This window comes from Pararhodobacter sp. SW119 (genome assembly GCF_017811755.1).
In the GTDB taxonomy this organism is placed as follows: Bacteria; Pseudomonadota; Alphaproteobacteria; order Rhodobacterales; family Rhodobacteraceae; genus Pararhodobacter.
Window position 1 is genome coordinate 34,983 of sequence record NZ_JADDJF010000008.1, and the last position, 19,565, is coordinate 54,547.

At 67.5% G+C, this 19,565-nt stretch carries 19 protein-coding genes and 1 tRNA gene; 6 read left to right on the top strand and 14 right to left on the bottom strand.

Translation table 11 applies throughout. From position 1 onward, the window contains the following. Positions 1-6 precede the first annotated feature (6 nt). Positions 7-1,095, bottom strand: coding sequence for an ABC transporter ATP-binding protein (locus IM708_RS07135; RefSeq protein ID WP_209425653.1), 1,089 nt, complete (start codon positions 1,093-1,095; stop codon positions 7-9). 25 nt (positions 1,096-1,120) lie between these two features. Then, complete coding sequence (gene glpD, locus IM708_RS07140) at positions 1,121-2,728, bottom strand: glycerol-3-phosphate dehydrogenase (protein ID WP_209425654.1); 1,608 nt, start codon at positions 2,726-2,728, stop codon at positions 1,121-1,123. Between the two features lie 377 nt (positions 2,729-3,105). On the opposite strand from glpD, the gene IM708_RS07145 reads away from it, so the two are divergent. Then, positions 3,106-4,527 (top strand): amidohydrolase, encoded by a 1,422-nt coding sequence (locus IM708_RS07145; protein WP_209425655.1) that lies wholly within the window; start codon positions 3,106-3,108, stop codon positions 4,525-4,527. A gap of 285 nt (positions 4,528-4,812) precedes the next feature. Here IM708_RS07145 and IM708_RS07150 read toward each other — a convergent pair whose 3' ends face one another. The 8 genes from IM708_RS07150 to IM708_RS07185 all read right to left on the bottom strand — a co-directional run bounded on the left by IM708_RS07150 (position 4,813) and on the right by IM708_RS07185 (position 10,403). Beyond that, positions 4,813-5,907, bottom strand: a complete 1,095-nt coding sequence (locus tag IM708_RS07150; protein WP_209425656.1) for a 2'-deoxycytidine 5'-triphosphate deaminase — start codon at positions 5,905-5,907, stop codon at positions 4,813-4,815. A gap of 61 nt (positions 5,908-5,968) precedes the next feature. Further along, positions 5,969-6,046, bottom strand: a tRNA-Pro gene (locus tag IM708_RS07155). Positions 6,047-6,124: 78 nt separating this feature from the next. Continuing rightward, positions 6,125-6,877 (bottom strand): MerR family transcriptional regulator, encoded by a 753-nt coding sequence (locus IM708_RS07160; protein WP_209425657.1) that lies wholly within the window; start codon positions 6,875-6,877, stop codon positions 6,125-6,127. Between the two features lie 3 nt (positions 6,878-6,880). Then, on the bottom strand, positions 6,881-7,195 hold the full coding sequence (ihfA, locus tag IM708_RS07165) for an integration host factor subunit alpha (RefSeq protein WP_209425658.1): 315 nt from the start codon (positions 7,193-7,195) through the stop codon (positions 6,881-6,883). 127 nt (positions 7,196-7,322) lie between these two features. Beyond that, positions 7,323-8,309 carry a beta-ketoacyl-ACP synthase III gene (locus IM708_RS07170; RefSeq protein WP_209425659.1) on the bottom strand — a complete coding sequence of 329 codons (987 nt, stop codon included), beginning with the start codon at positions 8,307-8,309 and terminating at the stop codon, positions 7,323-7,325. Then, positions 8,306-9,421 carry a phosphate acyltransferase PlsX gene (gene plsX, locus IM708_RS07175; RefSeq protein ID WP_209425660.1) on the bottom strand — a complete coding sequence of 372 codons (1,116 nt, stop codon included), beginning with the start codon at positions 9,419-9,421 and terminating at the stop codon, positions 8,306-8,308. Before plsX ends, IM708_RS07170 begins: the two co-directional genes overlap by 4 nt. Before the next feature lie 23 nt (positions 9,422-9,444). Further along, positions 9,445-9,651 carry a 50S ribosomal protein L32 gene (gene rpmF / locus IM708_RS07180; protein ID WP_209425661.1) on the bottom strand — a complete coding sequence of 69 codons (207 nt, stop codon included), beginning with the start codon at positions 9,649-9,651 and terminating at the stop codon, positions 9,445-9,447. A 185-nt stretch (positions 9,652-9,836) separates the two neighbouring features. Beyond that, entirely contained in the window at positions 9,837-10,403 is a 567-nt protein-coding gene (locus IM708_RS07185; RefSeq protein ID WP_209425662.1) for a DUF177 domain-containing protein, read from the bottom strand. Between the two features lie 158 nt (positions 10,404-10,561). On the opposite strand from IM708_RS07185, the gene bamE reads away from it, so the two are divergent. Then, on the top strand, positions 10,562-11,032 hold the full coding sequence (gene bamE / locus IM708_RS07190) for an outer membrane protein assembly factor BamE (RefSeq protein WP_209425663.1): 471 nt from the start codon (positions 10,562-10,564) through the stop codon (positions 11,030-11,032). Between the two features lie 232 nt (positions 11,033-11,264). On the opposite strand, the gene msrB is transcribed toward bamE, so the two are convergent. Then, positions 11,265-11,666, bottom strand: coding sequence for a peptide-methionine (R)-S-oxide reductase MsrB (gene msrB, locus IM708_RS07195; RefSeq protein WP_209425664.1), 402 nt, complete (start codon positions 11,664-11,666; stop codon positions 11,265-11,267). A 114-nt stretch (positions 11,667-11,780) separates the two neighbouring features. Between msrB and IM708_RS07200 the strand changes: the two genes are divergently transcribed. Both IM708_RS07200 and IM708_RS07205 read left to right on the top strand, forming a co-directional pair. Continuing rightward, positions 11,781-13,613: an ATP-binding cassette domain-containing protein gene (locus IM708_RS07200; protein WP_209425665.1), complete on the top strand. Its 1,833-nt coding sequence runs from the start codon at positions 11,781-11,783 to the stop codon at positions 13,611-13,613. Positions 13,614-13,720: 107 nt separating this feature from the next. Beyond that, on the top strand, positions 13,721-14,206 hold the full coding sequence (locus tag IM708_RS07205; protein ID WP_209425666.1) for a peptidase S1: 486 nt from the start codon (positions 13,721-13,723) through the stop codon (positions 14,204-14,206). On the opposite strand, the gene IM708_RS07210 is transcribed toward IM708_RS07205, so the two are convergent. Further along, entirely contained in the window at positions 14,196-14,915 is a 720-nt protein-coding gene (locus IM708_RS07210) for an SDR family oxidoreductase (protein ID WP_209425667.1), read from the bottom strand. The genes IM708_RS07205 and IM708_RS07210 overlap by 11 nt on opposite strands. A gap of 142 nt (positions 14,916-15,057) precedes the next feature. Between IM708_RS07210 and IM708_RS07215 the strand changes: the two genes are divergently transcribed. Together IM708_RS07215 and IM708_RS07220 are read left to right on the top strand one after the other, a co-directional pair. Then, positions 15,058-15,627 carry a biotin transporter BioY gene (locus IM708_RS07215; RefSeq protein WP_209425668.1) on the top strand — a complete coding sequence of 190 codons (570 nt, stop codon included), beginning with the start codon at positions 15,058-15,060 and terminating at the stop codon, positions 15,625-15,627. A gap of 116 nt (positions 15,628-15,743) precedes the next feature. Continuing rightward, the gene (locus IM708_RS07220; RefSeq protein ID WP_209425669.1) at positions 15,744-16,922 is read left to right on the top strand and encodes an aminotransferase class I/II-fold pyridoxal phosphate-dependent enzyme; all 1,179 of its coding nucleotides are present in this window, start codon (positions 15,744-15,746) and stop codon (positions 16,920-16,922) included. 128 nt (positions 16,923-17,050) lie between these two features. Here the strand turns inward: IM708_RS07220 and ilvN are convergent, their stop codons facing one another. Both ilvN and IM708_RS07230 read right to left on the bottom strand, forming a co-directional pair. Continuing rightward, entirely contained in the window at positions 17,051-17,611 is a 561-nt protein-coding gene (gene ilvN / locus IM708_RS07225) for an acetolactate synthase small subunit (protein ID WP_209425670.1), read from the bottom strand. A gap of 64 nt (positions 17,612-17,675) precedes the next feature. Beyond that, on the bottom strand, positions 17,676-19,433 hold the full coding sequence (locus IM708_RS07230; RefSeq protein ID WP_209425671.1) for an acetolactate synthase 3 large subunit: 1,758 nt from the start codon (positions 19,431-19,433) through the stop codon (positions 17,676-17,678). Positions 19,434-19,565: the final 132 nt, after the last annotated feature.

Below are 19,565 nucleotides of genomic sequence, written 5' to 3' on the forward strand. Positions count from 1 at the left end.
TCCCTCTCAGGCGGCGCGCGCGAAGGTCGCGGGCGCCACGAGTTCGCCGCTCTCGGCAAAGACATAGACATGCGCGGCATCCAGCCAGACCTTGATTGGCGCGCCGTAGCGCAGATCCTGCACGCCGTGCACCAGCCCGACCCATCGGTCGGCCCCGTGATCGAGGTGCAGAAAGGTCTCGGCGCCGGTAATCTCGGTGACGCGCAGGCGGCAATCGAATTGCAGTTGGTCCTCCGCCGTCGGCTGAAGATGCAGGTGGTCGGGGCGGAACCCGGCGGTATAGGCGCCATCGGCCAGCCCGGCGAGTGCGCCGCCGGCCGGTGCCGACTGTCCTTCGCCAAAGTTGATCCGATCGCCGGCCTTTACCACGCGGGTAAAGTTCATCGGCGGGTTCGAGAAGACGCGCGCCGTGATCGTGTCGCAGGGCTGGCGATAGACCTGCGGCGTCGGGCCCAGCTGGGTGATCCGCCCCTCCCACAGGGTCGCGGTGTTGCCGCCCAGAAGCAGCGCCTCCTCGGGCTCGGTCGTCGCATAGACGAAGATCGCACCCGATTCCTCGAAGATGCGCGGGATCTCGGCACGCAATTCCTCGCGCAGCTTGTAGTCGAGGTTCGCCAGCGGCTCGTCCAGCAGCACCAGCCCCGCATCCTTGACCAGCGCCCGTGCCAGCGCGCAGCGCTGCTGCTGGCCGCCCGACAGTTCCAACGGCTTGCGCTCCAGCATTGGGGTCATCTTCATCAACTCGGCGGTTTCGCGCACCCGCCGGTCGACCTCGGACCGGTCGAGGCGCATCAGCCGCAGGGGCGAGGCGATGTTGTCGTAGACGCTCATCGACGGGTAGTTGATGAACTGCTGGTAGACCATCGCCACCTTGCGGTCCTGCACCCGCATGCCGGTGACATCGCGTCCCTCCCACAGGATTCGGCCGGTCGCCGGCGCATCGAGCCCGGCCATCAGCCGCATGAGCGAGGTCTTGCCCGACAGCGTCGGACCCAGAAGCACGTTCATCGTGCCGCGTTCAAGCGTCAGGTCCGTGCGGTGGATATGAACCAGCCCGTCGACCCGCTTCGAGACGCCATCCAGTACAAGTGACATTTCCCCCCCTCTCGTCGTCCCGGCCCTACTCGGCGGCCTGGCCCTGCCTCAGGGCGTGTTCGCGCATCCACGCCTCAAGTGTGTCGATCTGCGCCGCCGTCATGCGCAGGCCCAGCTTGCTGCGTCGCCATAGCACATCTTCCGCGGTGCGGGCGTATTCCCGGCGCATCAGCCAGGTCACCTCGACCTCGGTGAGCGTCTCGCCGAAGTCCCGGCCCAGATCGGCTGCCTCTTGCGCCGTACCCAGAATCTCGCGCGCCTCGGTCCCGTAGGCCCGCACCAGCCGCCGCGCCCAGTAGTCGGTCAGGAAAGGAAAGTCCGCCCGCAACCCGGCGGCCATGTCGGGCGCCCCGTCGACCGAAAAATCCCCCCCCGGCAGCGGCACGCCCGCCGTCCAGTCGCCTTTGGTCACGCTCAGGACGCTCCCGATCTTGGCCATCGCGCTTTCGGCCAGGCGGCGGTATGTCGTGATCTTGCCGCCGAAGACGTTGAGCACGGGCGCCCCGGCTGACCGGTCGATCTTCAGCGTGTAGTCGCGCGTCGCCGCCGTCGCCGAACTCGCCCCCTCGTCGTAAAGCGGGCGCACGCCGGAATAGGTCCAGACCACATCCTCGGGCGTTACCGGCCGCGCGAAATAGCGGCTGGCGAAATCGCACAGGTAGTCGCGCTCGGCCTCGGTGCAGACGGGCGGCTGCGACGGGTCGGCGTGTTCGGCATCGGTGGTGCCGATCAGGGTGAAGTCCTGCTCATACGGGATTGCGAAGATGATGCGCCCGTCGGTGCCCTGGAAGAAATAGCACTTGTCGTGGTCGTAAAGCCGCCGCGTGACGATGTGGCTGCCACGCACCAGGCGCACGCTTTCGCGACTGTTGAGCCGCAACTTGCCGTGGATCACGTCGCCCACCCAAGGCCCGGCGGCATTGACCAGCATCCTGGCGCGCAGCACCTGCGTTTCGCCCCCGGACCGCACGCGCACCGCCCAGACCCCGTCCTCGACCTGGGCCGAGACGACCTCGGCATGGGTCAGGATGCGGGCACCGCGCGCGGCGGCGTCGCGGGCGTTCAGTACCACCAGCCGCGAATCCTCGACCCAGCAGTCCGAGTATTCGTAGGCGGTTTCGAACCGCGGCTGCAGCGGCGCGCCCTCCGGCGTGTCCTTGAGCGACAGCGCGCGCGTTCCCGGCAGGATCTTCCGCCCGCCAAGATGATCGTAGAGGAACAGCCCGAGCCGGATCAGCCAGGCCGGCCTGCGCCCCCGCATCCACGGCATCACCACGCCCAGCAGCTTCGAGGTCGGCGTGTCGCTCTCGAATCGCATGTCGCGATGGTAGGGCAGCACGAATCGCATCGGCCAACTGATATGCGGCATGGCGCGCAGCAGCGTCTCGCGCTCGATCAGCGCCTCGCGGACAAGTCGGATCTCGAAATACTCCAGGTAGCGCAGCCCGCCGTGGAACAGCTTGGTCGACGCCGAGGAGGTCGCCCCGGCCAGATCGCCACGCTCGGCCAAAACCACCGAAAGGCCGCGCCCGGCGGCGTCGCGCGCGATCCCGCAGCCGTTGATCCCGCCGCCGATGATCAGCAGATCGGACGGGTCCGGCTTCGGCGCGCGGCTGTCGGCTTGATGCGGCACATCCCCTCCCGGACCTGCTTGCTCATTACGAAATAAGAAAACACATGAACAAAGTTCGCGCAAACACAAACGCGTTTTGTGCGCTGAATGTTCGATTTATGCCAAAACGAAAGTGGATCGCTATGCGTTGACGCGATTTTTTCACACGTCGTGATCGCAAGAAAAAAATGCGACGGCAAAACGAAAATCCGGCGTCTGACCCCGCGATGGGTTTGCGCTTCTGTTCCGCCGATCCGTTGGCAAATATCGGATTCAACGATTCGCGCGCCGCACCTTCTGGTCCTCGAATACTCCCATCGCGGCCCGCATTGACTTCCCCGGCGCCGCGAACCAGCGTGGCGACAGCGCCCCTTAACGACCTGCCGGAGACCCAAGCCATGAAGAATGCCGATGCCGTCTGGGACCATGTCGATGCCAAGCGCGAGGATTTCGTCGCCCTCGCCGACCGGGTTTTCGACACGCCAGAGTTGCTCTACGCCGAGGTGGCTTCGTGCGCCGCGCATCTGGAGATGCTGGAGGCGCAGGGCTTCCGCGTCACGCGCGACGCGGCCGGTATCCCGACCGCAGTGATCGGCGAGGCCGGCGAGGGCGGGCCGGTCATCGCCATCCTGGGCGAATACGACGCGCTGCCGGGCCTGAGCCAGGCACCCGGCGTGGCCGAACACCGCCCGCTGGTCGAAGGCGGCAGCGGGCATGGCTGCGGGCACAACCTGCTGGGAAGTGCGGCGCTGCTGGCGGCGACGGCGATCAAGGACTGGCTGGCCGCGACCGGCATCAAGGCGCGCGTGCGCTACTACGGCTGCCCGGCCGAGGAGGGGGGCGCGGCCAAGACCTACATGGTGCGCGAGGGGCTTTTTGACGATGTCGCCGCCGCAATCACCTGGCACCCGGCCAGCTATACCTGCATCGATCACGCCAATTCGCTGGCGAACACGCGCATCGACTTCACCTTTCACGGCCGCGCCGCCCATGCCGCCGGGGCGCCGGAACTGGGGCGCAGCGCGCTGGACGCGGTGGAACTGATGAACGTGGGCGTCAACTACCTGCGCGAGCACATGCCCGACGATGCGCGCATCCATTACGCCTACATGGATGCCGGCGGCACCGCGCCGAACGTCGTGCAGGCGCGGGCGACCGTGCGGCAGCTGATCCGGGCGCGTGACCTGTCGGGGCTGCGGGCGCTGGTCGCGCGGGTGCGCAAGGTCGCGGATGGCGCGGCGCTGATGACCGAGACGCAGGTCAGCACGCAGGTCTTTTCCGGCGTGTCGAACCTGCTGGGCAATCGCCCGCTGGAAGAGGCGATGCAGCGCACGCTCGATGCGCTCGGCCCCGTGCCGTTCGACGAGGGCGACCGCGCCTTCGCCCGCGAGATCCGCAAGACGCTGGGCGAGGACGACATCACCGCGACCTTCCGCCGGTTGGGGTTGGAGCCGGACTACGACAAGCCGCTCTGCGATTTCGTGGCGCCCCTCGACCGGCGCAGCGGCGGGGGCGAGGGGTCGACCGATGTCGGCGACGTCTCCTGGGCGGTGCCGACGGTGCAGGCGCGAGTGACGACCTGCGCCCTGGGCACACCCTTTCATACCTGGCAGCTGACCGCGCAGGGCAAATCCCCGATGGCGCACAAGGGGATGATCCATGCCGCCAAGACGATGGCGGCGACCGCCCGGATCCTGATCGAGGAGCCGGCGACGCTGGCCGCCGCGCAGACCGCGCATCGCAAGCATCTGGAACGCACACCCTATGTCTGCCCGATCCCCGAGGACGTGCACCCGCCGATCCCGCGCAAGGCGGCTTGAGCAGCTGCGCGGCTGCTCTCGGCGACGCCGACAGATGACGTCGAAAAGCGGGGGTGCGCACGCGTGCGCACTTCCGCAAGTCATTGATCCGGCGTGTGATTCTGGTGGCGTTAACCGCAGTGAAAGCTTTGCGGGGGTGCCAGCTTGCCCTGCGCCGCTCTGCAGCCGCAGCGCCGCCAGGCGCGGCGCTGAGTGGATTGCCAAATGGTTAAGAAAATTTCGGTTATGTATTCACATCAATGACTTGATGGATCGTCCACGCGTGGACCCTGCCTTGCATCGCCGTCAATTGGCGCGAAAATGCTTGGACAGCTTCAACCCCTGGCCCTGGTAGTTTGACGCGATCCCCGCGCCGTAAAGCGTCGCCGGCGGCTCGATCATCCGCTCGTAGACCAGTCTGCCGACGATCTGCCCGTGCTCCAGCGCAAAGGGCGCCTCGTGGCAGCGCACCTCCAGCACTCCCCGCGCGCCGGCGCCACCGGCCTCCGCGTGACCGAAGCCCGGGTCGAAAAAGCCCGCGTAATGGACGCGGAATTCGCCGACCATCGCGAGGTAGGGGGCCATCTCGGCGGCGAAGTCGGGCGGAATATGCACCGCCTCACGGCTGACGAGGATGTAGAAGGCGCCGGGGTCGAGGATCAACGGACCGCCACTCGCGCCCAGCGGTTCCCAGAAATCCGCGGCGTCGTACTGGCCGATCCGGTCCAGATCGATGACACCCGAATGCGGCTTCGCGCGATAGCCCAGCAACGCGCCGGTCTGCGGGCGCAGATCGACGGAAAAGGCCAACCCCTCGGAGATCACCGCCTCACCCGAGACGAGGCGCGCGCGTTCATGCAGAGCCACCAGTTCGGCATCGGTCAGGACAGCCTGCCCACGCCGGAACCGGATCTGGTTCAGCCGCATTCCCGGTCGCACCAGGACGGAAAAGGATCGCGGGCAGACCTCGGCATAAAGCGGGCCGTCGTAGCCCGCCGCCACGCGGTCGAATTCGACGCCTTCGTCGGTGACCACGCGCGTCAGCACGTCCAGCCGCCCGGTCGAGCTTTTGGCGTTGGCCACGGCCTGGATATCGGCGGGCAATGTCAGCCGTTCCATCAACGGAACCAGATAGACGCAGCCTTTCTCGAGCACCGCGCCGGCGCCGATGTCCATGCGGTGCATCTCGAATTCCGACAGACGGTCGGCGACGCGCCGTCCGCGCCCGGCCAGAAACGAGGCGCGCATCCGCCAGGCCTGCGTGCCCAACCGCAGGTCGAGGCTGGCGGGCTGGATCTGCGCGTCCTCGATGCCGCGATCGGCGGCGATTTCCCCGCGTGCGATCATGTCGCGAATCATCTGCGCCGGTAGCACCCCGGTTCTGCTTGGCGTCTCGGTCATGTCGACTCCGGCTCGAATGCCGACGGCCCGCGGCAGGGTCACTACCGCGGGCCGAGGATGATGGTCGGGCTGGCGAGATTCGAACTCACGACCTTCCGTCCCCCAGACGGACGCGCTAACCAGACTGCGCCACAGCCCGACGAGGCGCTTTCTACCGGTTTTCCGGCCGGGAGCAAGGGAGAATCCGTACCCTGCGGCACCACAGACACCCGCCGTTTCACCAGCGTCGGGTGCCCGAGACTTCGGCCATTCGATCGAGAAGGCGGTCGAGGCGTTGCGCGATCGGTGCCATCGCGGCCCTTGCGGCGGAGTCCTCGGGCAGCTTGCGCAAGCTCTCGGCGAGGCGCGGTCCTTCCGGATCGGGATCTGGCGACAGGTCGGGCAGAGGCGGAAGCGGCCTGCGCGCTGTGCTGGGCCCGCTGGCGGCGACGGGTGTTGACGGGCTGCTCGTTGGCGACGTGTCTTCGGCGGGTGCCTCGTCTGAGGCGGCTTCAGCGGGCGAAACCTGACTCGCGGCGGGCAGAGATCGCGCGCCGCGCTGCGGTGGGGGTTCCGTGCGCGCCTCCGCACCGTCGGTCGCCGGCGCCGGATCGGGGGACGTCGAGGGCCGCTGAACCAGCGACGGCTTCGGCGCTGCGGTCGCCTCCGCCGTTTCCACTTCTCCGGTGTTCGCCTCCTCCTCGACGCCGAGCTTGCGGGTGCTGCGGCCCAGGCCGATGACGTGGCGCACCCCTTCTTCCTGCATGATCTTCTGCACGCCACGGATGGTGATGCCGCGGTCCTGAAGCAGATGCTTGATCCCGGCGATGAGCGCCAGGTCGTCGGGGCGGTAATACCGACGCCCGCCCGCCCGCTTGACCGGGCGCACCTGATAGAACTTGCTTTCCCAGAAGCGCAGGACATGCGCCGGGGTGTCAAGAATCTCGGATACCTCGGAGATCGTGCGGAACGCCTCGGGCGCCTTCTTCATCGATCAGTCTCCGCTCCCCGCCAGGGCGGCCTCCGCCACGCGTTCCTTGAGAAGGTGCGAGGGCCGGAAGGACAGGACGCGGCGCGGGCTGATCGGCACTTCTTCGCCGGTTTTCGGGTTGCGGCCGATTCGCGCGGACTTGTCGCGCACGCTGAAGGTGCCGAAAGAGGAAATCTTGACCTGTTCGCCCGCGACCAGCGCGTCCGAGATATGCTGGATCAGGGATTCGACGAGTTGCGCCGACTCGTTGCGTGAAAGGCCGACCTCACGGAACACGGCCTCGCTCAAGTCCATACGAGTCAATGTATTCTCGCCCATTGTCATCCCCTGTTCCATTATATTGCTGTTTCGTAACGATGCGGCAAGGTCAATTCAAAGTCAATATCAATGGCTTGCAGAGCAATGTTGGTACAACCATAGCGGGCGGAACTTCGCCCAGCAGGAATTACCAGCGCAGGACCACGGCGCCCCAGGCAAGGCCGCCGCCGATCGCCTCGATCACGATCAGGTTTCCGGGTTTGATCTGACCGCGGGCGACCCCGACCGACAGCGCCAGCGGGATGGAGGCGGCCGAGGTGTTGCCGTGATCGGCCACGGTGACGACGACGCGGTCCATCGGCAGGCCGAGCTTCTGAGCGGTTCCCCGAATGATGCGCAGGTTGGCCTGGTGCGGGACGATCCAGTCGATCTCGTCCACGGTAACGCCGGCACGGTCGATGGCGGTGCGGGCGGTTCGGGCGAGTTTCTCGACCGCGTGGCGGAACACCTCCTTGCCCTGCATGCGCAGGCAGCCGGCGGTTCCCGAGGTCGACACGCCGCCGTCTACATAAAGAATACCCTTCTGCGTGCCGTCCGAATTCAGATCGGATGACAGGATGCCGCGGTCCGCGGTGCTGCCGGTTCCTTCCTGGGCTTCCAGGATCACCGCGCCGGCGCCATCTCCGAAAAGCACGCAGGTGCCGCGGTCGGTCCAGTCGAGGATCCGGCTGAAGGTTTCGGCGCCGATGATCATCACGCGACGGGCGGATCCGGCCGCGATCAGTGCCTGCGCGTTTGCCATCGCGAAGACGAACCCGGCGCAAACGGCCTGGATGTCGAAGGCGAAACCGCGGGTCATTCCCAGTTTTGCCTGGACCATCGTGGCGACCGAGGGGAAGGTCAGATCGGGGGTCGAGGTCGCGACGATGATCGCGTCGAGCGCATCGGCATCGAGACCGGCCATCGAGAGGGCCGCGCGCGCAGCATGAGTCGCCAGATCCGAGGTCGCCTCTCCCTCGGCGGCGAAATGGCGCCGCTCGATCCCCGAGCGCGAGACGATCCATTCGTCACTGGTGTCGAGCGTTGCCTCGAACTCGGCGTTCGGCACGACGCGGGCGGGCAGATAGTGGCCCACGCCGATCACCACGGCGCGGGTGACGGCGCTTTCGGTCATTCCGCGACTCCTTCTTGAGCGGTATCCTGCGCCGAGCGTGCGGCAATCACAAGCCGCTCGGCCATCCGCCCCTGGTAGCCCGACTGCGCGAGTTTTGCCGCCAGGCCGATGGCGGCGGCAATGCCCGTGGCATCCGCGGACCCGTGCGACTTGACCACCGTACCGTTCAGTCCCAGGAAGACGCCGCCATTGACCCGTCGCGGGTCGATCCGGTCGCGCAGGCGGTCGATCGCACCCTTGGCCAGAAGCGCGCCGAGCGAGGAGACCAGGGTCGAGCGCAACGCCTCGCGCAGGAAATCGCCGATCAGGCGTGCCGTACCCTCGCCGGTTTTCAGGGCGATGTTGCCGGTGAACCCGTCGGTGACCACGACATCGACATGCGCCGCGGGGATGTCGCTGCCTTCGACGAAGCCGACGAATTCATAGCGTCCGGTTTCCTCGTGTCCGCCGATCAACTCGTGCGCGGCGCGGATCTCGGCGCGGCCCTTGTGATCCTCGGTCCCGACGTTCAGCAGGCCGACGCGCGGGCGCGGTTCGTTGAAACCGTTTCGGAAATAGGTCACGCCCATGATCGCGTAGGCCAGCAGGTCCGGCGCGTCGGCCTTCACGTCGGCGCCGACATCGAGCATGATGTTGAAGCCATGCTTGCCGCGCGCCGGCCAGAGGCAGGCGATAGCCGGGCGGTTCACGCCCTCCATCCGGCGCAGCTGCAGCATCGAGACGGCCATCAGCGCGCCGGTATTCCCGCAAGACACCGCCGCTTGCGCCTGACCGTCGCGCAGCGCGGCGATCGCGGACCACATCGAGGTGTCCTTGCCGTGCCGCATGATCTGGCTGGGTTTATCCTGCATCGTGACCGCCCGGTCCGCATGGCAAATCACCGCCCGGTCGGACAGAACCGGAAAGCGTGACGCCATGGGCTCTAGTACGGTCGAATCGCCGTGGATCAGCAGATGAAGTCCGCTCTCTGCATCCAGAGCGCGGGCGGCACCGGTCATCACCGCCGCCGGACCGAGGTCACCACCCATCGCATCGAGCGAAATGGTGACACGTCCCTTTTCGGGAACGGGCGCGCTGGCTCCGGTTTGCGGATGGTCCTGCGCGGAGGTCATCTAGGCTGCGCCGGGTTCCGCGATCAGGCCGCGTCGTCTTCCAGATCGATGTCCGAGGTCTGGGCGACCACTTCACGTCCGGAATAGCTGCCGCAGGACGGACAGACGTGGTGCGGACGCTTGAGTTCGCCACAGCTGGGACATTCGTTGGGATTGCCGGCCACCAGGGCGTCGTGGGCACGACGCATGTTCCGGCGGGAGCGGGTGACGCGGTTCTGTTGAACGGCCATGGCTTAACCTCTGAGAAGTTCGAACGGGTGCGACGGGGCGACCCGAAAGATTTGGAATACTGTTGCTGCGGCGACGCCTTTACACCGCTCCTGCGATGCATCCAAGCCCCGTCGTGCATGAGCGCCGGAACATAGGGATTTTTTGTCTCGGCGCAAGCGGTTTCGGCGGCTCTGGCCGAGGGCGTTCAGCCTTCGTCGCGCTTCGGACGTTTCAGTGCGGCCAGTGCAGCAAAGGGATTCGGGCGCGAATCGTCCAGGGGGGCGGCGCCCGGCGGGGCGAATTCCTCGGTCCCCAGTTCGGCGCCCGGCTTGCGCGGATAATCCGGTAGCGCCAGTGCCAGCGCCTCGATCATCACGGCGCCGGGGTCGATGACGTTGCCCAGCTTCTCGATCGTTTCGTCCTCGGGCATCTCGACCTCGTGCTCGGTCGGCTCGGGCAGATCGTGCAGGAAGTGCCGCGTCACCTCGGTCTCGATCCGGGTGACGACGGGGTCGGCGGTGATCACGCAGGGCTGCACCACTGTCGCGCCGAGATGTCCGTTCAGGTGCCAGTCCTGCTGGCCCGCCGCCGAGACCTCGCCAACGAAATCGAGCTTGCGCAGGGCGCTCAGCCCCAGTTCGGCGGCAATCGCCGTGCGGGCTTCGGGATCGGGGCGCAGGTGGAAACGGGTCGGCCGGCGCGGCGGCAGATCCGCCACGCGCAGCGGCAGGCTGGCGCGGGGCAGGGGAGAGGCCTGGGAGGGGTCGTGCATCGCATTGATCTTTCGGCTCTTGCTGAGGCCGCGTTCCATTCTTGAACCGGGCCGCACCTTTCTGTAATCCATGCAGGGCGCGGGGGCCAGTCCGGGACCCGCCGCGTCCTGTCGGGCGAACGATCCGGCGGGCAGACAGACAAGGGGCAGGGGCACGCATGGAACGGATCGCTCGCGAAGCTGGCACGGGGCGCTGGCGCCTGGCACTTGTCGGGGCGTTGCTCCTGCTGGGGGTTGCGGCGTGTTCGCCGGTGATGCGCTACCACGGCTACGTGCCCAACGACGCGGCGCTGGCGGAGATCGATGTCGGGCGGGACACGCGCGAGACGGTGCAGGAAAAGCTGGGGCGCCCCGGGGTCGGCGGCGTGCTAGAAGGGTCGGACTGGTTCTACGTTCAGTCCGACTGGGAACACCGCGAATGGCGCGCCCCGGTGGAGGTGCGCCGCGAGGTGGTCGCGATCAGCTTCGATGGCCGCGGGACGGTCAGCAATATCGAACGCTTCGGGCTGCAGGACGGCGAGGTGGTGGAGTTGTCGCGCCGCGTGACCGATACCGGACCGCGCGGTCCCGGCTTCCTGCGCATGCTGGGCTCTGCACTGGGGCGGATCGGGCCCGGCGCTTTCAACTGATCGACGCCGGATCGTCGAGGTAGTTCAGTCGCTGATGGAACTGCCCGCGACCGTGCTACGCAGTCCTCGAGGATTGGCGGGCAGAGGGGTGTGCAAGTTGCACACCCCTGTCAACCCGTTGTAATCCTGAGGAAACGTGAAAAATCGAAACCTTTTGTTAACCGAACCGACGCGCCCTGTGCGAGGCTACGCAGGGTCAGGTCGATCGGGACGCCTCGCGCTACGCGCGGGATCAGTCCTCGGATTTTGGCTCGAAATCCAGCGCGACGCCGTTGATGCAGTAGCGCAGCCCGGTCGGTTGCGGCCCGTCCGGAAAGACATGCCCGAGATGGGCGTCGCACCGGTCGCAATGCACTTCGGTCCGGCGCATGAAGAAGCTGCGATCCTCGGTCGTGGCGATCGGCGCGTCCTCGATCGGCGCCCAGAAGCTGGGCCAGCCGGACCCCGATTCGAACTTGCGCGCCTGGTCGAACAGTTCCGCCCCGCAGCAGGTGCAGCGGAAGACGCCCGGCGCCTTCGGAAAGTCGTCATGGGTGAAGGCGCGTTCGGTGCCGTGCTTGCGCGTGACCTTGTAGGCCAAGTCGGACAATTGTTCGCGCCATTCGGTTTCCGATTTGGTGATCTTCTCGCTCATCGATTCTTTCCTTCTTGATCTTCCTTCAAGCTAGGCATCGCGGCGCCCAATTCCAGAGCGCGCGCGCGTGACGCAGCGCTTGACCTTGCCGCAGCCGCCGGCTAGCCCGCGCGCATGGCCCCAGCACCCCTTTTGCAGCTTTCCGACATCGCGCTCACCTTTGGCGGCACGCCGCTTTTCAATGGTCTGGATCTGGTCATCCATTCCGGCGACAGGCTGGCGCTGGTCGGACGCAACGGGTCGGGCAAGTCGACCCTGATGAAGGTGATGGCGGGGCTGATCGAGCCCGATCGGGGCGGTCGCGCGCTGCCGCCCGGTGTCAGCGTCGGTTACATGGAGCAGGATCCCGATTTCGCGGGTTTCGCCACGCTGGGCGACTTTGCCGCGCAGGAACTGGACCCGGGCGAACACTACCGGGTCGAGATGGTGGCGGAGGGGCTGGGATTCGATCCGGCGCTTCCGGTTGAAACGGCCTCGGGCGGTGAAAGGCGGCGGGCGGCGCTGGCGAAGCTGCTGGCGGAAGCGCCCGAACTGATGCTGCTGGACGAGCCGACCAACCACCTCGATATTCAGGCGATCACCTGGCTGGAGGCGCGCCTGAAGGAAACGCGCGCGGGCTTCGTGCTGATCAGCCACGACCGCGCCTTTTTGAACGCGCTGACGCGGGCGACTCTGTGGGTCGATCGCGGGCAGGTCCGACGCCTGGAGCAGGGCTTTGCCGCCTTCGAGGACTGGCGCGACAAGGCCTGGGCCGAGGAGGACGCGGCGCGCCACAAGCTGGACCGCAAGATCAAGGCCGAGGCCCGATGGGCGGTCGAAGGGATCAGCGCGCGGCGCAAGCGCAACCAGGGCCGCGTGCGGGCGCTGGCCGCGCTGCGTGCAGAGCGCGCGGCGCAGATCCGGCGGCAGGGCACCGCCGCTATGGCGCTGGAGGCGGGCCAAAGCTCGGGCAAGCTGGTGATCGAGGCCGAAGGGATCTCGAAACGTTTTGACGACCGGGTGATTGTGCGGGATCTGACGCTGAAGGTCCTGCGGGGCGACCGCATCGCGCTGGTCGGCCCGAACGGGGCGGGCAAGACCACGCTTCTGAAGCTGCTGACCGGCGAGATAGCGCCCGATACCGGCAGGGTGCGGCTGGGCACGAACCTGGACATGGCGGTCTTCGATCAGGCGCGCGCGCGGCTCGATCCGCAGGCGTCGCTGTGGGAGAACCTGACCGGCGATCCATCGATGCGGGTTTCGGGCGCGTCGGATCAGGTGATGGTGCGTGGGCGGCCCAAACACGTCGTCGGCTACCTCAAGGAGTTCCTGTTCGACGAGGCGCAGGCCCGCGCCCCGGTCCGCGCGCTTTCCGGCGGTGAACGCGCCCGGCTGCTGCTGGCAAGGATCATGGCGCGCGAATCGAACCTGCTGATCCTGGACGAGCCGACGAACGATCTGGACATCGAAACGCTGGACCTGCTGCAGGACCTGCTGGGCGACTATCCCGGGACGGTGCTGCTGGTCAGCCACGACCGCGATTTCATCGACCGCATCGCCACCACCACGATCGCGCTGGACGGGCAGGGGGGCGCCACGGTCTATGCGGGCGGGTGGAGCGACATGCAAGCGCAACGCGCGCCCGCCGACGCGCCGCCCGAGAAGCCCCGCGCCAGATCGACGGCCAAGCCAGCCGCCGCCAGGACGGAGGCGCCGCAAACCCCGGCGCGGCCGACAGCCTCGGACCTGAGCTACACGGAGCGGCACCGCCTGGAAAAGCTGCCGGCCGAGATTGCGCGGCTGGAGGCCGAGATCCGAAAGCTGTCGGATCTGCTGTCCGATCCTGACCTCTACGCCCGGGAGCCGGTGAAGTTTGCCAAGGCGACCGAGGCCTTGGGCCAACGCCAGACGGCGCTGCAGACCGCCGAGGACGAGTGGTTGTCGCTCGCCGAGCGGGCCGGGGACTGAGACCGATCTTCACGCTTGCTTAGCGGATTTCCGTGCATCACTTTCGGGGGCGCCTGTCTGCGCCAGAGCGTGTCGTGCCCCGCGGCACCGGAACCCGGAGGTTACTCATGAAAGCAAGTCATTTTTCACGGATCGCCTTGGCGGGTCTCTGCGCGGCGATGTTGTCCGCCCCGGCCATGGCGCAGAACTTCGCGCTGTCGCCTTCCTATGGTTCGGCGTCGCTGAGCGCCGGCTTCCTTCCCGATCCGCATCGTCGCAACGGGGTGCAGGCCGGGGGCGACCGGCATTATTCCGGCGGAGGGGATTGTCCGGGGGGCGGATGGTTCGCCAACGCGCCCGATTACCGGGTGAACTATGCGTCGGGCAGCCTCTCGCTCAGCTTTTATGTGCGGGCGCGGGGTGACACGATCCTGCTGATCAACGATCCCGCCGGCAACTGGTACTGCAACGACGACTTCCAGGGGCTGGATCCCGCCGTGGTCTTTGATGCGCCGATGTCGGGGCAGTACGACATCTGGGTCGGTACCTATGACCGGTCGCGCGTGACAAACGCCACGATCCATGTCAGCGAAATGGGTGCGTTCAGCCGATAGTCTGTTGCGCCAGGGCGGCGCGTAGGATGCGCGTGGCCTCGTCCCGGGGCCGGGCCAGCGTGTCGCGCGGCTCGCCTGGGAAAAAGCGCGCCCGTGTTGCGGTCGGCATCGGCAGCGGGGATTCGATCACGATCCGGGGCGCCCGTTCGGGGCCAAGCGCGGTGCATTCCGTGGCCCAGGCACGCGCGAGCGCGATCTGACCCGCCTTCGCCGCGCCGAAGGCCCCCCAGAACTTGCGGGTCGCGCCGCCTTCATCGCGCGTCGCGGGATCGTCGAAGAACAGCGCCGTTCCCCGGCCTGAGGCGCGCAGCAGCGGCTCGACCATGGGGATCAGCACGCCGGTCGCGCGCAGCGTCACCGCCAGCGCCCGATCCCAGTCCTTGATCGCCACATGCCCCGCCGGCGACAGCGGCGGCGCGTTCACCGCCGTATGCGCCCAGAGGTCGACTCGCCCCCAACGGTCGTGGATCGACCGGCAGAGATGGCGCAGCGCATCGTCCTGCGTGATGTCGAGCGGCGCGAGCGTGGCCGACCCGCCGCGCGCCTGGATGCGATCGTCCAGTTCCTCGAGCGCGCCGGTGGTGCGCGCGACGGCGACGACGTGCCAGCCCTGCGCGGCCAGTTCTTCCGCCAGGGCGGCGCCCAGGCCGCGCGAGGCGCCGGTGATCAAGGCAAGGGGCTGCGCGGTTGATTCGGGGGCTGAACTCATTGCCCGCTCATGCCATCGCGCCGTTTCCGGCGCAAGCGGCGCGCCGCCCGGCGGACCGCGCAAAGAGCGCCGTCGCGGCGCTTGACTTGCCCCGGCTTCGCCGCGACAAGACATCGTCTGGTTTCATCGGTTGGAGAGCCCCATGCCCGAACCCCGCACGCTGGTCGCGGCGACACTTCCCTCGCAAAGCCTCGTCATGAAAGCACTTGTCGTGCTGGGCGGCTCGGCGCTGATCACGCTGGGGGCGCAGGTCGCGGTGCCGATGTGGCCGGTCCCGATGACGCTGCAGACGCTGGCGGTCGTTCTGGTCGGGCTGAGCGCCGGGTCGCGGTTGGGCGCGGCGGCGGTGCTGGCCTATCTGGCGCAGGGGGCGGCGGGTCTGCCGGTCTTTGCCGGCGGCACGGCGGGGCTGGCGGTGCTTTTCGGGCCGACGGCGGGCTTTCTTCTGGGCTTCGTCGCGCTGGCCTTTGCCGCGGGCTGGCTGGTCGAGCGCGGCATCGCCCGTGGTTTCTGGCGCACGCTGGCGGCGACCGTGGCGATCTCGGCCGTGCTCTATGTGCCCGGGGTCCTGTGGCTGACGGCCGTCACGCCGCTGACCGTGAGCGGGGCTGCGCAGGTGGGCATGCTGCCCTTTCTGGCCGGCGATACCGTCAAGGCGGTCGTCGCCGCGCTGGCCGTCAGCGGCGGCTGGGCGGCGTTGGCGCGGCGCTGAACCCGCCCTAACGCGTTCAGCCTTGTCTGCCCGTTGACCGCTTCGGGCAGGACCGGAACGACCGAGGGGGGCAGCGGCCCCCCTTTTCGATGCTCTGCACTTTCAGCGAGGACGCCATGACGCAGGATTCCCTCATTCGCCGCACCCCTTGGCCGGAGAGCGCCTCGCGGCCGCTGGGCACGCCGATCCAGCCCTCGGTCGTCTATGCCTCGCCCGATCCGGACACGCTGGACGCGCAGTATTCGGGCGACCAGCCCGGCTACACCTATGCGCGCGAGGGACATCCGAACGCCGATGTGCTGGCGCGCAAGATCGACGGGCTGGAGCGCGCCGAGGGCGGGCTGGTTCTGGGGTCGGGCATGGCGGCGGTGACCGCGGCGATGATGGGGGTGCTGAAGGCGGGCGATCACGTGCTGGGCGGCGATCAGCTTTACGGGCGGTCGCTGCGGCTGCTGGGGCAGGACCTGCCGCGCTTCGGGATCGCGACGACGCTGGCCGATTTCACCGACATCGCCGCGGTCGAGGCCGCGTTGCGCCCCGAAACCCGCATGATCCTGCTGGAGATCGTGTCGAACCCGACCTTGCGCGTGGCCGATCTGCCGGCGATTGCGCGGCTGGCGCGCGACCGCGGCATCCTGCTGGCGTTGGACAACACCTTTACCACGCCGCGGGCGATCCGACCGTTCGAGCATGGCGCCGACATTGTCATCCATTCGGTGACCAAGATCCTGGCCGGTCATTCCGACGCGACGCTGGGCTATGTCGCGGCGAAGGACGCGACGATCCGGCGCGCGATCTACGACTTCGCGGTGACCACCGGCCTGACGCCCAGCCCCTTCGATTGCTGGCTGGCCGAGCGCGGGCTCTTTTCCTTCGAGCTGCGCTACGACCGCGCCGAAGAAAACGCGGCGGCGCTGGCCGAGCATCTGTCCGGCCTGCCGGGGGTCAAGCGCGTCCTCTATCCGACCCGGCGCGACCATCCCGACCACAACCGCGCCGCGGCGCTGCTGGGCGCGCGGGGCGGCCACATGGTCAGCTTCGAGATTGCGGGCGGGCGGGGGGCGGCGAACCGGCTGACGCGCGGCGCGCCGAACATCGCCTTCGCCCCGACGCTGGGCGATATCGGCACGACGCTGTCGCATCCAGCGTCAAGCTCGCACCGCGGGCTGACGGCCGAGGGGCGGGCGGCGCTGGGGATTTCCGAGGGGTTCTTCCGCGTCTCGGTCGGGGTCGAGGAGATCGGCCTGCTGAAGGAGGAGTTCAGCGCCGCGATCGAGGCCGCGCGCGAGGCGTGATGCCCGCGAGCTTGGCCGGCGGGCGGAAAAGCGGGCGTCACGGCCGGGGTGCGCAAATTTGTGCACTTCGGCAACGCATTGTTCTGGTTTCAGAATTCCATAAAATTAACCGCAATGAAACGTCTGGCTCAGCCCCCGCGGGCCAGCGCCGCGACCCCGGTGCGGGCAATCTCGCGCAGGCCGAGCGGGCGCATCAGGTCGGCGAAGGCGTCGATCTTCTCGGGCCCGCCGGTCATCTCGAAGACGAAGCTTTCGAGCGTCGAATCGACGACGTTGGCGCGGAAGATCTCGGCCAGGCGCAGCGCCTCGATCCGCGCGTCGCCCTTGCCCGCGACCTTCAGAAGCGCCAGTTCCCGCGCCACATGCGGCCCCTCGATGGTCAGGTCATGAACCTCGTGCACCGGGACCATCCGGCCAAGTTGCGCCTTGATCTGGTCGATCACCTGCGGCGTGCCGGTGGTCACCACGGTGATCCGGCTGCGGTGCCCCTGGTGGTCGGTTTCGGCCACGGTCAGACTTTCGATATTGTAGCCGCGCCCCGAAAAGAGCCCGATAACGCGGGCCAGCACGCCGGGTTCGTTGTCCACGATCACCGCCAGCGTGTGGGTTTCGATCAACTCGGCATTGGGGTCGCGCAGATCATACGCGGAATGTTTCGACGAGCCTTGCTGAATCTTCAGTGCCGACATGGTCCTGCCTTCTTCATCTGTCTGAAAATATCCCGGGGGTGTGGGGGCAGAGCCCCCACGTGCCTCACACCAGCACCGCGCCCGAGGCGCCGATGACGCCCTGGGTTTCGGCCTCGCCCAGGATCATCTGGTTGTGGGCGTTGCCCGAGGGGATCATGGGGAAGCAGTTTTCGTGCTTCTCGACCAGACAGTCGAAGATCACCGGCCCGGGATAGTCCAGCATCTCGCGGATCGCGTCGTCGAGGTTGGCGGGATCGTCGCACTTGATGCCCTTGCAGCCAAAAGCCTCGGCCAGCTTGACGAAATCGGGAAGCGCCTCGGACCAGCTTTGCGAGTAGCGCTCGCCGTGCAGCAATTCCTGCCACTGGCGCACCATGCCGAGGCGTTCGTTGTTGAGGATGAACTGCTTGACCGGCAGGCGGAACTGCACCGCCGTGCCCATTTCCTGCATGTTCATCAGCCAGGAAGCCTCGCCCGCGACGTTGATGACCAGCGCCTCGGGGTGGGCGACCTGCACGCCGATGGAGGCCGGCAGGCCGTAGCCCATCGTACCCAGGCCACCGGAGGTCATCCAGCGGTTGGGGGAGTCGAAGCCGAGGAACTGCGCCGCCCACATCTGGTGCTGGCCGACCTCGGTCGTGATGTAGCGGTCGGGGTGGTCGCGGGTCAGCGCCTCCAGCCGTTCGAGCGCGTATTGCGGCTTGATCGTGTCCTTCGACGGCTTGTAGGTCAGGCACTTGACGGCGCGCCATTCGTCGATCTGCTGCCACCATTGCGCCACGCCGGCGCGGTTGACCTTGCGCCCGCGCGCCTTCCAGATCTTCAGCAGATCCTCCAGCACATGGCCGACATCGCCGATGATCGGCACGTCGGTGCGGATCACCTTGTTGATCGAGGAGGGGTCGATGTCGATATGCGCGCGCTTTGATCCGGGCGAGAAATCGGCGATGCGCCCGGTGATCCGGTCATCGAAGCGCGCGCCGATGTTGATCAGCAGGTCGCAGCCGTGCATCGTCAGGTTGGCTTCATAGGTGCCGTGCATGCCCAGCATGCCGATCCAGTTCTTGCCCGAGGCCGGGTAGGCGCCGAGACCCATCAGCGTCGAGGTGACCGGAAAGCCCGTGGCGTCGGCGAGTTCGCGCAGCAGGAGGCTGGCGCCGGGGCCGGAATTGATGACCCCGCCGCCGGTATAGAGGACCGGGCGTTCGGCCTGTTCGATCAGTTCCACCAGCGCGGTGATCGCCTCGATATCGCCCTTGACGCGGGGGGCGTAGTGGCTGGTCTTCGCCTTCTGCGGGGACATGTAGGTGCCGGTGGCGAACTGCACATCCTTCGGCACGTCGACGAGGACCGGGCCGGGACGGCCCGAGGTGGCGACGTGGAACGCCTGGTGCAGGGTCTCGGCCAGCTTTTCGGTGTCCTTGACCAGCCAGTTGTGCTTGGTGCAGGGGCGGGTGATGCCGACGGTGTCGGCCTCCTGAAACGCGTCGGTGCCGACCATGAAGGTGGGCACCTGGCCCGAGATCACGACCAGCGGGATCGAATCCATCAGCGCATCGGTGATGCCGGTGACCGCGTTCGTCGCCCCGGGGCCGGAGGTGACCAGCACGACGCCCGGCTTGCCGGTGGCGCGGGCGTAACCCTCGGCCGCGTGGGTGGCGCCCTGTTCGTGGCGCACCAGGATGTGGCGGATGTGATTCTGCTGGAAAAGCTCGTCATAGATCGGCAGCACGGCACCGCCGGGATAGCCGAAGACCACCTCGACCCCCTGATCCTTGAGCGCCTCGATAACCATTCTTGCGCCAGTCATCTGCTCTGACATCGCTTTTCTCCAGTCCTTCCAGCAGCCTCTGCCTTTGCCGCAAAGCGGTGCGGCGGGCAACAAAAAACCCCCGCGAGGGGGGTGCAGGGGGTCGTCCGGGTTCTGCGTCCTACCGCATCCCGTTCCCGACCC

Coding starts and splice junctions, on each gene's coding strand:
- IM708_RS07135 (WP_209425653.1), bottom strand. CDS start 1,095: ATGTCACTTGTACTGGATGGCGTCTCGAAGCGGGTCGACGGGCTGGTT.
- IM708_RS07145 (WP_209425655.1), top strand. CDS start 3,106: ATGAAGAATGCCGATGCCGTCTGGGACCATGTCGATGCCAAGCGCGAG.
- IM708_RS07150 (WP_209425656.1), bottom strand. CDS start 5,907: ATGACCGAGACGCCAAGCAGAACCGGGGTGCTACCGGCGCAGATGATT.
- IM708_RS07160 (WP_209425657.1), bottom strand. CDS start 6,877: ATGAAGAAGGCGCCCGAGGCGTTCCGCACGATCTCCGAGGTATCCGAG.
- ihfA (WP_209425658.1), bottom strand. CDS start 7,195: ATGGGCGAGAATACATTGACTCGTATGGACTTGAGCGAGGCCGTGTTC.
- IM708_RS07170 (WP_209425659.1), bottom strand. CDS start 8,309: ATGACCGAAAGCGCCGTCACCCGCGCCGTGGTGATCGGCGTGGGCCAC.
- plsX (WP_209425660.1), bottom strand. CDS start 9,421: ATGACCTCCGCGCAGGACCATCCGCAAACCGGAGCCAGCGCGCCCGTT.
- rpmF (WP_209425661.1), bottom strand. CDS start 9,651: ATGGCCGTTCAACAGAACCGCGTCACCCGCTCCCGCCGGAACATGCGT.
- IM708_RS07185 (WP_209425662.1), bottom strand. CDS start 10,403: ATGCACGACCCCTCCCAGGCCTCTCCCCTGCCCCGCGCCAGCCTGCCG.
- bamE (WP_209425663.1), top strand. CDS start 10,562: ATGGAACGGATCGCTCGCGAAGCTGGCACGGGGCGCTGGCGCCTGGCA.
- msrB (WP_209425664.1), bottom strand. CDS start 11,666: ATGAGCGAGAAGATCACCAAATCGGAAACCGAATGGCGCGAACAATTG.
- IM708_RS07200 (WP_209425665.1), top strand. CDS start 11,781: ATGGCCCCAGCACCCCTTTTGCAGCTTTCCGACATCGCGCTCACCTTT.
- IM708_RS07205 (WP_209425666.1), top strand. CDS start 13,721: ATGAAAGCAAGTCATTTTTCACGGATCGCCTTGGCGGGTCTCTGCGCG.
- IM708_RS07210 (WP_209425667.1), bottom strand. CDS start 14,915: ATGAGTTCAGCCCCCGAATCAACCGCGCAGCCCCTTGCCTTGATCACC.
- IM708_RS07215 (WP_209425668.1), top strand. CDS start 15,058: ATGCCCGAACCCCGCACGCTGGTCGCGGCGACACTTCCCTCGCAAAGC.
- IM708_RS07220 (WP_209425669.1), top strand. CDS start 15,744: ATGACGCAGGATTCCCTCATTCGCCGCACCCCTTGGCCGGAGAGCGCC.
- ilvN (WP_209425670.1), bottom strand. CDS start 17,611: ATGTCGGCACTGAAGATTCAGCAAGGCTCGTCGAAACATTCCGCGTAT.
- IM708_RS07230 (WP_209425671.1), bottom strand. CDS start 19,433: ATGTCAGAGCAGATGACTGGCGCAAGAATGGTTATCGAGGCGCTCAAG.